This window comes from Bacillus sp. L75 (genome assembly GCF_003676355.1).
In the GTDB taxonomy this organism is placed as follows: domain Bacteria; phylum Bacillota; class Bacilli; order Bacillales; family Bacillaceae; genus Bacillus; species Bacillus velezensis.
In genome coordinates, this window is record NZ_ML064901.1 from 519,832 (window position 1) to 533,455 (window position 13,624).

Here is a 13,624-nt window from a genome sequence, read left to right on the forward strand (position 1 = left end):
AGTTGGCGGTGAATTTCACTGCCTTCTTTTTCAATCTGACGCTAAAACAATCGGCAGGTGACGCGCTTATGTACAACGGAGATGAAAAGGTCATTATCGTAGAAGGAAAATCTGATAAAATCAAAGTCAGGGAAGTGCTCATCGAACCCGCGGAAATCGTCTGTACAAACGGAACGATCGGCCAAACCGAACTGGAAGATTTGGCGGACCGCCTGTTTGACAGAGACGTCTATATTTTAACGGACGCAGATGACTCCGGAGAAAAATTAAGAAAACAGCTGAAACGGGAGCTTCCCGACGCGCGCCATATTTATATAGACAGAACATACAGGCAAGTCGAGTCGTGCCCGGGCCATCATCTCGCATCTGTGCTGATCAGAGCCGGCTTTGATGCTGACACTGTATTTTTGAAAAAGAACGACCTGAGGTGGTAATCATGAAAGAACTCCAAGAAAATGAACTCGAATCGATTCAGGATGACGTTTATCTCCTGTATTTGTACACCCCGTTTTGCGGCACATGCCAGCTGGCGTCCAAAATGCTTACTGTCGTCGAAGAAATGCTGCCCGGCGCCGCCTTCTATAAAAACAACGTGAATTATTCCCCCGCATTCGCCAAAGCCTATCAGATTGAAAGCGTTCCGTGCTTTTTGCTGTTTAAAGGCGGAGAGCTTGTTGAGAAAGGATACGCCTTCCGCTCCGTTTCCTATTTATATGAGCTGATTAAACAAAAAACATCGCAAACGTTCCCGATGTGACAATATTTACAGGAAAATGTCGTGCGGTTTATAAAGGGTTCTGTCCGTTAAAAAGAGAAAGTGTATGTATGGCCATTAAAACGGGAGGTTATACGAGTGGAGAAAATAGAAGTTTCAGAGAATGACGGACAGCATCTGTTTTTGAAACCGCTATTAAACGCCTCAACGCTTCTGATTACATTCCAAGGAGAAACAGAAGCCTTAACGGTCTCAATTAACGGACAGGGAGAAATGAGAAAAACGTCGGTTTCAAAGGAAAAATCTAATTTGACCTTTTACGGAAACCAGACGGAAATCATTCATCTCCTGCATGGTGATGTCTCTTTGCAAAAGCTTATCCAAAGCGGAAAACTCAAAGTGAAAGGATCATTCAGAGCTCTGCTGAAGCTGGAGGCCATCCTCTGGCTGACAAACGGATTTTTTCAGGCGATCAGTAAACGGCCGTAACTCAATCTACTATGTGACAATAGCTTCCAATATTTATTTTATTGACTTTTTATCATTCGCCGTGCTATTCTACAGTAAGAATTTCCGGACGAAAATACGATATGTTTTCTCTTATCAAGAGAGGTGGAGGGAAGTGCCCTATGAAGCCCGGCAACCATCAACAATGTTGAAATGGTGCCAATTCACTCGAAGCGGTCTGCTTTGAAAGATGAGAGAAAGGCCTTTTTCAATAAGCCTTTCTGCTCATTTTTGCAGAAAGGCTTTTCTTTTGCGGAGAAACCCGGAAGATTTCTTAGAATAGTGTAAGGCGGGTGATTGCTTTGATCCATCTTCAAAATGTTTCAAAAATTTACAAAGCGAAGCATGGGGATGTCAATGCTGTCCAAGATGTCACTCTTGATATCAAAAAGGGCGAAATATTTGGAATTATAGGATATAGCGGAGCTGGTAAAAGTTCCTTAATCCGTCTCCTGAACGGCCTTGAAAAGCCGACGTCGGGAACCGTGGAAGTCGCGGGGACGGAATTAAATAAAGTAAGCAGCCGCGGGCTGAGAAAAGCGCGCCAGGAAATCAGCATGATCTTCCAGCATTTTAACCTTCTGTGGTCGCGCACCGTCCGGGAGAACATTATGTTTCCGCTGGAAATCGCCGGCGTGAAAAAAAGCGAACGGGTCCGCCGCGCTGATGAATTGATTAAACTGGTCGGATTAGAGGGGAAAGAAAAATCTTATCCGTCGCAGCTGAGCGGCGGTCAAAAGCAGCGTGTCGGCATCGCCCGGGCGCTCGCCAATAATCCGAAAGTCCTTCTGTGCGATGAAGCGACATCAGCGCTCGATCCGCAGACGACCGATTCAATTTTGGATCTTTTATCCGATATAAATGACAGACTCGGCCTGACGATCGTGCTCATTACCCATGAAATGCACGTCATCCGAAAAATCTGCAACAGAGTCGCAGTCATGGAAAACGGGAAAGTCGTTGAAGAAGGCGAAGTACTCCAAGTTTTCAGAAACCCGCGCGAACCGATGACCAAGCGTTTCGTTCAGCAGGTGACAGAACCAGAGGAGACGAAAGAAACCATCCAGCATTTTCTGCAGGAAACAGCGACAGGAAAAACGATTCAGCTTTCATTTGTCGGGCAGGCAGCCGAGCAGCCCCTCATTACGGAAATGATCCGAAACTTTGATGTGGACGTCAATATTCTGCAGGGGAAAATTTCACAGACGAAGGACGGAGCCTACGGTTCTTTATTCATTCATATTGACGGTCAGGAAAAAGAAGTAGAAAACGTGATCCGGTTCATCAAAGACAAACAGGTAGAAGCAGAGGTGATCACAAATGTTTGAAAAATGGTTCCCGAACGTTGATATAACCGAGCTGTGGACGGCCACATACGAGACCCTTTATATGACGGTCATCGCTTTAGTTTTTTCATTTATCATCGGAGCGGTTCTCGGTCTTCTGCTCTTTTTAACGGGCAAGGGAAGCTTATGGGAAAATAAAATCATTAACACCGTGATTGCGGCGGTCGTTAATATTTTCAGGTCTATTCCGTTTCTTATTTTAATTATTCTGCTTCTCGGCTTTACTAAGATTTTGGTCGGATCGATTTTAGGACCGAACGCCGCATTGCCGGCGCTGATTATCGGCTCCGCGCCGTTTTACGCCCGTCTTGCGGAAATTGCGCTCCGGGAAGTCGATAAAGGAGTCATCGAAGCTGCCAGATCAATGGGAGCAAAGACATCGACGATTATCTTCAAAGTGCTGATTCCTGAATCAATGCCTGCGTTAATTTCAGGCATCACCGTTACGGCCATCGCCCTGATCGGATCTACCGCCATTGCCGGCGCCATCGGTTCAGGCGGACTAGGAAACCTTGCATATGTAGAAGGCTACCAGTCCAATAATACGGATGTAACGTTTGTAGCGACAGTATTTATACTCATCATCGTCTTTATCATTCAGATTATCGGTGATGTAATTACAAATATAATAGACAAAAGATAAGGGAGGATTTACATTGAAAAAGATTGTATTAAGTGCGCTGCTGCTTGTGTTCGCGGGAGTTTTGGCCGCCTGCGGATCAAACGGCTCGAATAAAAAGGAAATCGTCGTCGCCGCGACAAAAACACCGCATGCTGAAATCTTAAAAGAAGCGGAACCGCTCTTGAAGGAAAAAGGCTACACATTAAAAGTAAAAGTGCTGAACGATTACAAAATGTACAACAAAGCGTTAGCTGATAATGAAGTGGATGCGAACTACTTCCAGCACGTTCCTTACCTTGAACAGGAAATGAAGGAAAATAAAGATTACAAACTCGTGAATGCCGGAGCCGTTCACCTTGAGCCATTCGGAATTTACACGAAAAAATACAAATCACTGAAAGACCTGCCTAAAGGCGCGACCATCATCATGACTAACAATGTCGCTGAACAAGGCCGTATGCTGGCGATGCTTGAAAAAGCCGGACTGATCACACTTGATCCGAAGGTGAAAACGATTGAAGCGACTACGAAAAACATTACGAAAAACCCGAAAAACCTGACATTCAAAAAAATCGCCCCTGAATTAACGGCGAAAGCATATAATGAAGAAGAAGGCGATGCAGTCTTCATTAACGTCAACTATGCGATTCAAAACAAACTGAATCCGTTAAAAGACGCGATTGAAGTGGAATCAACGAAAAACAACCCGTACGCAAACATCATCGCCGTACGCAAAGGTGACGAAAAATCAGAGAAAATCAAAGCGCTTATGGAAGTGCTTCACTCTAAGAAAATCAAAGACTTCATTGAGAAAAAATACGACGGAGCCGTGCTTCCCGTATCTGAATAAAGCGAAAACCCCGGATGAGTCATCCGGGGTTTTTTTCGGGTATTAATCGGAGAACTGTCCATAATAAAAGGGAAGGTTAACTTATTGGAGGGAATGGCAGTGGCTCAATACCAGGATAACGGCAAAAGCGTGCATGACGCGTTAAAACAATACAAAGAAGGTTTAGGCATATTTGAACAAAAAATGCCGATGATGGGGCGGAAGTTTAATGAATTTACTGAACAGTGTTTCTCAGCGGATTCATTAACTGAAAAAGAGAAACAATTAATCGCTCTGGGTATCAGCATCAGCGCTCAAGATGAATTTTGCATGATTTATCATACGAAGGGCTGCCTTGACCAAGGGGCCACAGAAGAAAACATCCTTGAGGTCATCAGCGTCGCGGCGGCATTCGGGGGCGGCGCGGCTCTCAGTCAGGGAGTGACCCTCGTGCAGCAGTGCATTCAGGAATTCGGACATACGACGCATTAGAATGAGCAATCGTGTGAATACCGTTTTTCAGATAAAGTGAGCGCCGGTTTCCGGCACATTCGAAAGGATTCAGGGGCACACTCTCTTTGGCCGGAGCAGGGGATCATTGTTACAATAGAAACAAATATATGAAGGGATTGATTCATTATCTGCACCAGCCACGAGAGACTGGACCTTGACTATACGCCTGAAATGGAAAAAGCGATGCAGAAGTCACACGGCATCGGCTACGAGGAATACGGACGGCGTCTTTCAAAAAGGATGGAAGTCGAACGGCAGAGGGAGCTTGAATATCAAAAAAGCAAGTTCCTCGCAGCGCAGCTTAATGAGAAAATCGGTCAGTAAAAAAGGGTGGATTTCCGCCCTTTTTCTGTTTCAAACAGCTTTAATTACGCCTTGATCTTTGATAAACTTTAGGAATGTTCCGGGTAATATAAAAAGTTGTATTTACTTTTCATTTGTTATAAAATTAGAATGAGAATAAATTGAGAATAATGATTATATATTTTGGAGGTATAGATATGGCTGCTTCAACATTAACGATCAAGGATCTTCACGTTGAAATCGAAGGAAAAGAGATCTTAAAAGGTGTAAACCTTGAAATAAAAGGCGGCGAATTCCACGCTGTCATGGGGCCGAACGGTACCGGTAAATCCACGCTTTCAGCAGCGATTATGGGACACCCGAAATACGAAGTTACAAAAGGCAGCATCACGCTTGACGGCAAGGATGTACTGGAAATGGAAGTGGACGAGCGCGCTCAGGCGGGTCTTTTCCTGGCGATGCAGTACCCAAGCGAAATCAGCGGTGTGACAAATGCCGATTTCCTTCGCTCTGCGATTAACGCACGCCGTGAAGAAGGCGATGAAATTTCTCTTATGAAATTCATCCGCAAAATGGACGAAAACATGGAGTTCCTTGAAATGGACCCTGAAATGGCGCAGCGTTACCTGAACGAAGGTTTCTCAGGCGGGGAGAAAAAACGCAACGAAATCCTTCAGCTTATGATGATCGAGCCGAAAATCGCCATTCTTGACGAGATCGATTCAGGTCTTGATATCGATGCGCTTAAAGTCGTTTCTAAAGGAATCAACAAAATGCGCAGCGAAAACTTCGGCTGCTTAATGATCACTCACTACCAGCGCCTTCTGAACTACATCACGCCTGATGTCGTTCACGTTATGATGCAGGGACGCGTAGTGAAATCCGGCGGCGCGGAGCTTGCACAGCGCCTTGAAGCGGAAGGTTATGACTGGATTAAACAAGAACTAGGCATTGAAGACGAAACTGTAGGCCAAGAAGCGTAAGCGTTAGGGGGATAATCATGACATTGGAAACGAAACTATCCGTAGATCAGGAATATGTCAAAGGCTTTTCCGAAAAGCATCAAGAACCTGCCTGGCTGAAAAACCTGCGCTTACAGGCTCTTGAAAAAGCTGACGATCTGCCGCTGCCTAAGCCTGATAAAACAAAAATCACAAATTGGAACTTTACAAAGTTCAACAAGCATACAGTAGAAAATGCGCCGCTTGCTTCTTTAGAAGATTTAGCTGATGAAGCAAAAGCGCTGATCGATATCGAAAACGAAGACAAAACGTTATACGTGCAGCGTGACCAAACGCCCGCTTTCCTTTCTCTTTCCAAAGAACTGAAAGACAAAGGCGTCATCTTTACGGACATCTTAACGGCTGCCCGTGAGCACAGCGACCTCGTTGAGAAGTATTTCATGAAAGACGGCGTTAAGGTCGACGAACATAAACTGACTGCGCTTCATGCAGCATTAATGAACGGCGGGGCATTCCTTTATGTTCCTAAAAACGTTCAGGTGGAGACGCCTGTTCAGGCCGTTTACGTTCATGAAAGCAATGACACGGCATTGTTCAACCACGTGCTGATCGTCGCTGAAGACCACAGCTCCGTCACTTACGTTGAGAACTACATCAGCACGGTGAATCCGAAAGAAGCTGTATTCAACATTATCAGTGAAGTGGTCACAGGTGATAATGCCAGCGTGACGTACGGTGCCGTTGACAACCTGTCAGCAGGCGTCACAACATACGTTAACCGCCGCGGAGCCGCGCGCGGACGCGACAGCAGAATCGAGTGGGCGCTCGGACTGATGAACGACGGCGACACGATTTCTGAAAACACGACAAACCTCTACGGAGACGGCACATACGGCGATACGAAAACCGTAGTTGTCGGAAGAGGAGAACAGACGGAAAACTTTACGACGCAGATCATCCACTTCGGTAAGGCTTCTGAAGGCTATATCCTGAAGCACGGAGTCATGAAAGATGCCGCATCTTCCATCTTTAACGGAATCGGCAAAATCGAGCACGGCGCGTCTAAAGCAAACGCTGAACAGGAATCCCGCGTTCTGATGCTGAGTGAAAAAGCACGCGGAGATGCAAACCCGATTCTTTTAATTGATGAAGACGATGTAACTGCAGGACATGCGGCATCTGTCGGCCGTGTGGACCCGATCCAGCTTTACTACTTAATGAGCCGCGGAATTCCGAAAGAAGAAGCGGAGCGCTTAGTCATTTACGGATTCCTTGCTCCGGTGGTAAAAGAGCTTCCGATTGAAGGAGTTAAGAAACAGCTCGTCTCCGTCATCGAAAGGAAAGTAAAATAATGAATATCACCGATATTCGTGAACAGTTCCCGATCCTTCATCAGCAAGTGAACGGACATGACCTCGTGTACCTTGACAGCGCGGCGACTTCCCAGAAGCCGCGTGCTGTCATTGAAGCAGTGGATCAGTATTACAGCAAATACAATTCCAATGTCCACAGAGGCGTTCATACTCTTGGCACGAGAGCGACAGACGGCTATGAAGGTGCGCGTGAAAAAGTCCGTAAGTTTATCAATGCGAAATCAATGGCTGAGGTCATTTTCACAAAAGGCACGACAACTTCACTGAATATGGTGGCGCTGAGCTATGCCCGCGCCAGCTTAAAACCCGGTGATGAAGTGGTCATCACCCAAATGGAGCATCATGCGAATATCATTCCGTGGCAGCAGGCTGTAAAAGCAACCGGCGCGACTTTAAAGTATATCCCGATGCAGGAAGACGGCACGCTTTCGTTAGACGACGTCCGGCAGACTGTCACAAGCCATACGAAGATCGTGGCAGTCGCTCATGTGTCAAACGTGCTCGGCACGATCAACCCGATTAAAGAGATCGCCAAAATCGCTCATGACAATGGCGCGGTCATCGTGGTGGACGGGGCGCAAAGCACACCGCACATGAAAATCGACGTTCAGGACTTGGATTGCGACTTCTTCGCGCTTTCTTCCCATAAAATGTGCGGCCCGACGGGAATCGGCGTGCTGTACGGCAAGAAAGAACTGCTTGAGAATATGGAGCCGGCCGAATTTGGCGGCGAAATGATCGACTTTGTAGGGCTTTATGAATCAACTTGGAAAGAGCTTCCGTGGAAATTTGAAGCAGGCACGCCGATTATCGCAGGCGCGATCGGATTGGGAGCTGCGATTGATTTTCTTGAAGAGATCGGACTCGACGAGATTTCCCGGCATGAGCATAAGCTTGCAGCCTATGCGCTTGACCGTTTCGAGCAGCTAGACGGCGTGACGGTATACGGTCCGAAAGAGCGGGCGGGACTTGTGACATTTAATCTTGATGAGGTTCACCCTCATGATGTCGCGACTGTCCTCGATGCTGAGGGCATTGCGGTCAGAGCCGGCCATCATTGCGCCCAGCCGCTCATGAAATGGCTGGATGTATCTGCTACTGCGAGAGCGAGTTTTTATCTGTATAATACAGAGGAAGAGATCGATAAGCTCGCGGAAGCCCTCCAAAAGACAAAGGAGTACTTTACAAATGTCTTTTAATGCAAATTTAGATACATTATACAGACAAGTGATCATGGATCATTACAAAAATCCGCGCAACAAAGGGGTTTTGGATGACAGCATCGTCGTCGATATGAACAACCCGACTTGCGGCGACCGGATCAGACTGACAATGAAGCTTGACGGCGATACCGTTCAGGAAGCGAAGTTTGAAGGGGAAGGATGTTCTATCTCCATGGCTTCGGCTTCCATGATGACGCAGGCGATTAAAGGAAAAGATATTGATACCGCCCTTTCCATGTCTAAGGTTTTCTCAGACATGATGCAAGGGAAAGAGTATGACGACTCGATAGATCTCGGGGATATTGAAGCTCTTCAAGGCGTTTCGAAATTCCCGGCCCGGATTAAATGTGCCACCCTTTCATGGAAAGCACTTGAAAAAGGAGTCGCTGGCGAAAAAGGCGGCAATTAAAAGATTGGAGTGAAAATGGATGGCTAAAAAAATGCCTGAAATTGGTGAATACAAGTACGGTTTTCACGATAAGGACGTTTCCATTTTCCGTTCAGAGCGCGGATTGACAAAAGAAATCGTAGAAGAAATTTCACGCATGAAAGAAGAGCCTCAATGGATGCTTGATTTCCGCCTGAAATCTCTTGAGCATTTCTACAACATGCCGATGCCGCAGTGGGGCGGGGATTTAAACTCTTTAAACTTTGACGAAATTACGTATTACGTAAAACCGTCTGAGCGTTCAGAGCGTTCTTGGGATGAAGTGCCTGAGGAAATTAAACAGACATTCGACAAACTCGGTATTCCTGAAGCTGAGCAAAAATACCTTGCCGGTGTTTCTGCACAGTACGAATCCGAAGTTGTTTACCACAATATGAAAGAAGATCTTGAAGAGCAAGGCATCGTCTTCAAAGACACAGACAGCGCGCTGAAAGAAAATGAAGACATTTTCCGCGAGCACTGGGCGAAAGTCATTCCGCCGACTGATAACAAGTTTGCGGCGCTGAACTCAGCTGTTTGGTCCGGCGGATCTTTCATCTACGTGCCTAAAGGCGTGAAGGTTGAAACACCGCTTCAAGCTTACTTCCGCATCAACTCTGAAAATATGGGTCAGTTCGAACGTACGCTGATCATCGTTGACGAAGAAGCAAGCGTTCATTACGTAGAGGGCTGTACGGCTCCTGTGTACACAACAAACTCGCTTCACAGCGCGGTTGTTGAAATCATCGTCAAAAAAGGCGGCTACTGCCGTTATACAACAATTCAAAACTGGGCGAACAACGTTTACAACCTAGTAACGAAACGTACGGTTTGTGAAGAAAACGCGACGATGGAATGGGTTGACGGAAATATCGGTTCTAAATTGACGATGAAATATCCGGCTGTCATTCTGAAAGGTGAAGGCGCGCGCGGCATGACGCTTTCTATCGCTCTTGCGGGTAAAGGACAGCATCAGGACGCAGGCGCGAAAATGATTCACCTTGCACCGAATACGTCATCCACAATCGTATCAAAATCGATTTCCAAACAGGGCGGAAAAGTAACATACCGCGGTATCGTCCACTTCGGACGAAAAGCGGACGGCGCCCGTTCAAACATCGAGTGTGATACGCTCATTATGGATAACAAATCAACTTCTGATACAATCCCTTACAATGAAATCCTGAACGACAACATTTCATTGGAGCACGAAGCGAAAGTATCAAAAGTTTCTGAAGAACAGCTTTTCTACTTGATGAGCCGCGGTATTTCTGAAGAAGAAGCAACAGAAATGATCGTTATGGGCTTCATCGAGCCGTTCACAAAAGAACTTCCGATGGAATACGCAGTTGAAATGAACCGTTTGATCAAGTTCGAAATGGAAGGCTCCATCGGTTAATAGTAAAACCCCGCCATTTGGCGGGGTTTTTTGTTTATTGGATAGTGAAATTACCGTATTCGCTTGACCGGACATGAATCGGCCCGTTTAAATTGTAGTTCTTCTCTTTGACAATATCGCGGAAAACGTCGACACGGGCAACCGATTCTCTCCATTCATCCTGAGTATCCTCATCTGACGGATTCATCAGATCGTCATAGCGCACATCCAAGAATTTATTGAGCCATTTCTTCTCGTCAATTCCATCTTTCGGTGACCCGCCCATTTTTTTGTTCGTGCGTTTAATCAGGGCATAAAAGGAGTCTGGATCATCGCCGTCGCCATGCTGAATCACCGTATCGTACATCACTGCTTTTGCCAAGGCCGTTTTCAGTCCGGCATTTTCTGAACGTTTCATCGCCGGCTGATAATACAAGCTGTCATTTACCTTATCCTGGGCAGCGCGGAAGGCTTTATCATTGCCAAGTGAGCGCCAGGCAGAAGCGAATCCTTTCAGATTGCTGATGTCATCGCTTTCGTCCTTCGCAAGACGCCGCAATTCAGGCAAATACTTTTTCAATTTGTTATTCGGCACCGCTTTCGTGTATACTTCGACTACTTCCAGCGCATCTCCGGTAGCCGTCGTAAAGCCGGCCCGCCCGCAAGTGTAACCTCTTCCGTCATCCAACGCTTCAATATATCCGTATTGGATTTCCGTCTTTCCGTTTTCAAAGATGCTGGTCAGCTGTTCCGCCCGGCGCTTCTGATCCTTATTCAGCCCGGCCGCAAAAACCGTACCGCTCATCATCAGGGTAAAAAACATGGTGAAAATAAGTGACGAAACCGCCGTCTTCTTCCAAAAACCTGCTTTTTTCTTCAAGCTGATTTTCATTGCCATACCCCTTTCATATGTAAGTTACGCACTCAGTATACATGAGGGGGTTGTTTTTTTGTTGAAAACACACGAATTTGTCAATATTTTGAATCCTAAGCCCTATCAGGCGCTTCATAAAAAGGACGCACCTTCATCAGACAGACAATCCCGTTCTCGCGTCATTCTCATCTGTAACATAGTCAACGCGGAGAAATCCGCATTGTACAGCCTGCTGATAAAGGGCTTCGAGCATATCCGGATCTTTGCAATATAACGTTACATACGAGCAATCTGCAATGAGAAGCACAAGCTCACAGGAACTCTCCAAATACTCCTCGTACGTATTGATTTCCGTTACCATCCCGCCCGGGAAAGCTTTCAATTCAGCAAAAATCATATAATAAGGGTTTCCTTCCAGACGCTGACGGAGTTCTTGACCCTGAATGATGCGCTGATTTTGCGGAAACAGGTCTGTATCGATGCCTTCTTTGAATTCCGTATACGCCTCTCCATCACCGATAAACCACGTATAGGAAGAGATGGGGAACGGTTGTAATATATCTGCCGCAAACCGCCCGAATTGATTTGGGATGTTAAATGTAATGCCGCGTTTCATATGGTCGTATCTCCTTTCGGCTTTTGCTAGAATAATATGGTATACCATTTGGATAAATATTGAAAGGGGTGGGTGTTATGACAACACGATACGGAATTGATGCGCCTTATGGAGCGTTTGGATTTATCTTTATTGCGCTCCTTTATGCCGCAGGCACGTTATACGGCATGATTCCTCCTTACTGGGGCTGGCTGACGGGCACCTTGTTTTTATTGCTCGGTCTTTGGATGCTCTTGTATTCAACGGCCATTAAACTTTTACACCGCCATCGCATTCTTGCGCTATCCGGTTTAAAGCCGGACATGAAGGTGCTTGATGTCGGTACGGGGCGGGGGCTATTAGCCATCGCCGCGGCTCAAAAAGGCGCTGACGTCTCAGCGATTGACAAATGGTCAAGCTGGGACCTGGTCGGAAACGGAAGAGACGCATTTGAAAAGAACAGACAGGCTGAAAGAGCGCCGGAAATTGATTTGTATGACGGACTGGCGCAAGACATGCCGTTTCCTGATGAGACGTTTGATCTTGTCATTTCGCATTTTGTCGTACACAACATTTCAGGCAGAAAAAAGAGGGAACGGGCGATTGCGGAAATGGTGAGGGTGCTGAAGCCTGGCGGCATTTTGGCCGTGTCAGATATAAAAAATACATCACAATACAGAGAGATTTCTTGAGGAAAACGGCTTTCAGACAAGAACGTATTCCTTTTATTATACGTTTCCGTTTTCGAAACTCTGTCAGGACTCCAGTAGGAACCGGGCGCTCCATTTGTTAAAATAAATAAGACAAAACAGATAGAAAAGGTGTTACACATGAAGTCTTATATAATTATCGGAGCCGGCATTCTCGGTGCGTCCGCGGCTTATCATCTCGCAAAGGCCGGTGCGGATGTAACGGTCATTGATCGGAAACACCCGGGGCAGGCGACTGACGCCGCGGCGGGGATCGTCTGCCCGTGGCTGTCGCAGCGCCGCAATCAGGCATGGTATGCGATCGCAAAAGGCGGAGCCCGCTATTATAACCAATTGATACAGCAGCTTGAAGCGGACGGAGAAACAGAAACCGGTTATCAAAAGGTCGGAGCCGTCAGCCTCCATACGGATGAAAAAAAGCTCAGCCAAATGGAGGAAAGAGCTTATAAAAGAAGAGAGGACGCCCCTGAAATCGGTGACATTACAAGACTGACTCCGGAAGAAACGAAGGCGCTGTTCCCCGCGCTGTCGGAGGAATATGGGGCGGTTCATGTCAGCGGCGCGGCCCGGGTGAACGGGAGGGCGCTTCGTAAGGCGCTGTTAAACGCGGCCGTTAAGCACGGCGCGGCGGTTTACAATGAAGAAGCGTCAATATTGACAGAGGACGGTGCCGTCATCGGTGTGAAAACCGCAGAACGCACGCTTACTGCCGATCAGGTTCTCGTAACGGCCGGCGCTTGGGCGGGAGAGCTGCTTGAGCCGCTCGGCATCCGCTTTTCAGTATCATTTCAAAAGGCGCAGATCGTTCATTTAGAGCTTCAGGGAGAGGATACGGGCGGCTGGCCCGTCGTCATGCCTCCAAACGATCAATACATTCTCGCCTTTGACAGCGGCAGAATCATAGCGGGCGCGACTCATGAAAACGATACCGGCATGGATTTGCGGGTGACGGCCGGCGGTCTCCGCGAGATTTTTGACAAAGCATTAACCGTGGCGCCGGGGCTTTCAGACAGTACTGTAATAGAGACAAGAGTCGGTTTCAGGCCGTTTACTCCCGGTTTTCTTCCCGTCATCGGCAAAGTGCCGAATATCAGCGGACTCCTCGTTGCCAACGGGCTGGGCGCCTCAGGACTGACGAGCGGGCCGTATCTGGGGGCTGAACTGGCGAAACTCGCGCTCGGGCAGCAGACGGAAATTGATTTGAGCCTTTATGATCCGGCCGGGGCGCTTGAATAAAAAATAGCTTT

General features: G+C 47.0%; 16 protein-coding genes, 1 pseudogene and 1 riboswitch. Of the genes and pseudogenes, 15 read left to right on the plus strand and 2 right to left on the minus strand.

Annotation, left to right across the window (positions count from 1 at the left end; translation table 11 throughout):
• Positions 1-68: 68 nt before the first annotated feature.
• From D5S11_RS02705 to sufB, 13 genes are all read left to right on the plus strand, one after another.
• Positions 69-434, plus strand: a complete 366-nt coding sequence (locus D5S11_RS02705; RefSeq protein ID WP_032868013.1) for a toprim domain-containing protein — start codon at positions 69-71, stop codon at positions 432-434.
• Between the two features lie 2 nt (positions 435-436).
• Complete coding sequence (locus D5S11_RS02710) at positions 437-757, plus strand: thioredoxin family protein (protein ID WP_003151847.1); 321 nt, start codon at positions 437-439, stop codon at positions 755-757.
• Between the two features lie 96 nt (positions 758-853).
• Complete coding sequence (locus D5S11_RS02715; RefSeq protein WP_007410085.1) at positions 854-1,204, plus strand: SCP2 sterol-binding domain-containing protein; 351 nt, start codon at positions 854-856, stop codon at positions 1,202-1,204.
• 108 nt (positions 1,205-1,312) lie between these two features.
• Positions 1,313-1,419: riboswitch (SAM riboswitch) on the plus strand.
• Between the two features lie 105 nt (positions 1,420-1,524).
• Complete coding sequence (metN, locus tag D5S11_RS02720; protein WP_003151850.1) at positions 1,525-2,550, plus strand: methionine ABC transporter ATP-binding protein MetN; 1,026 nt, start codon at positions 1,525-1,527, stop codon at positions 2,548-2,550.
• Positions 2,543-3,211: a methionine ABC transporter permease gene (locus D5S11_RS02725; RefSeq protein ID WP_007410086.1), complete on the plus strand. Its 669-nt coding sequence runs from the start codon at positions 2,543-2,545 to the stop codon at positions 3,209-3,211. Before metN ends, D5S11_RS02725 begins: the two co-directional genes overlap by 8 nt.
• A 13-nt stretch (positions 3,212-3,224) precedes the next feature.
• Positions 3,225-4,040, plus strand: coding sequence for a methionine ABC transporter substrate-binding lipoprotein MetQ (metQ, locus tag D5S11_RS02730; protein ID WP_007410087.1), 816 nt, complete (start codon positions 3,225-3,227; stop codon positions 4,038-4,040).
• Between the two features lie 93 nt (positions 4,041-4,133).
• Positions 4,134-4,511, plus strand: coding sequence for a carboxymuconolactone decarboxylase family protein (locus tag D5S11_RS02735; protein ID WP_031306536.1), 378 nt, complete (start codon positions 4,134-4,136; stop codon positions 4,509-4,511).
• A gap of 192 nt (positions 4,512-4,703) precedes the next feature.
• Complete coding sequence (locus D5S11_RS02740; RefSeq protein WP_003151857.1) at positions 4,704-4,856, plus strand: YuzK family famiily protein; 153 nt, start codon at positions 4,704-4,706, stop codon at positions 4,854-4,856.
• Positions 4,857-5,032: 176 nt separating this feature from the next.
• On the plus strand, positions 5,033-5,818 hold the full coding sequence (gene sufC, locus D5S11_RS02745) for a Fe-S cluster assembly ATPase SufC (RefSeq protein WP_003151872.1): 786 nt from the start codon (positions 5,033-5,035) through the stop codon (positions 5,816-5,818).
• A gap of 17 nt (positions 5,819-5,835) precedes the next feature.
• Positions 5,836-7,149: a Fe-S cluster assembly protein SufD gene (gene sufD, locus D5S11_RS02750; RefSeq protein ID WP_015240539.1), complete on the plus strand. Its 1,314-nt coding sequence runs from the start codon at positions 5,836-5,838 to the stop codon at positions 7,147-7,149.
• Positions 7,149-8,369: a cysteine desulfurase SufS gene (gene sufS, locus D5S11_RS02755; RefSeq protein WP_007410089.1), complete on the plus strand. Its 1,221-nt coding sequence runs from the start codon at positions 7,149-7,151 to the stop codon at positions 8,367-8,369. Before sufD ends, sufS begins: the two co-directional genes overlap by 1 nt.
• Complete coding sequence (sufU, locus tag D5S11_RS02760) at positions 8,359-8,802, plus strand: Fe-S cluster assembly sulfur transfer protein SufU (protein ID WP_007613601.1); 444 nt, start codon at positions 8,359-8,361, stop codon at positions 8,800-8,802. Before sufS ends, sufU begins: the two co-directional genes overlap by 11 nt.
• 19 nt (positions 8,803-8,821) lie before the next feature.
• Positions 8,822-10,219 (plus strand): Fe-S cluster assembly protein SufB, encoded by a 1,398-nt coding sequence (sufB, locus tag D5S11_RS02765; protein WP_007410090.1) that lies wholly within the window; start codon positions 8,822-8,824, stop codon positions 10,217-10,219.
• A gap of 34 nt (positions 10,220-10,253) precedes the next feature.
• Here the strand turns inward: sufB and csn are convergent, their stop codons facing one another.
• Both csn and D5S11_RS02780 read right to left on the minus strand, forming a co-directional pair.
• The gene (csn, locus tag D5S11_RS02770; protein ID WP_053104475.1) at positions 10,254-11,090 is read right to left on the minus strand and encodes a chitosanase; all 837 of its coding nucleotides are present in this window, start codon (positions 11,088-11,090) and stop codon (positions 10,254-10,256) included.
• 136 nt (positions 11,091-11,226) lie between these two features.
• Entirely contained in the window at positions 11,227-11,688 is a 462-nt protein-coding gene (locus D5S11_RS02780) for a DUF2691 family protein (RefSeq protein WP_020956308.1), read from the minus strand.
• 77 nt (positions 11,689-11,765) lie between these two features.
• Between D5S11_RS02780 and D5S11_RS02785 the strand changes: the two are divergent.
• Both D5S11_RS02785 and D5S11_RS02790 read left to right on the plus strand, forming a co-directional pair.
• Positions 11,766-12,460, plus strand: a pseudogene (locus D5S11_RS02785) (class I SAM-dependent methyltransferase).
• A 37-nt stretch (positions 12,461-12,497) separates the two neighbouring features.
• The gene (locus D5S11_RS02790; protein WP_039063596.1) at positions 12,498-13,613 is read left to right on the plus strand and encodes an NAD(P)/FAD-dependent oxidoreductase; all 1,116 of its coding nucleotides are present in this window, start codon (positions 12,498-12,500) and stop codon (positions 13,611-13,613) included.
• Positions 13,614-13,624: the final 11 nt, after the last annotated feature.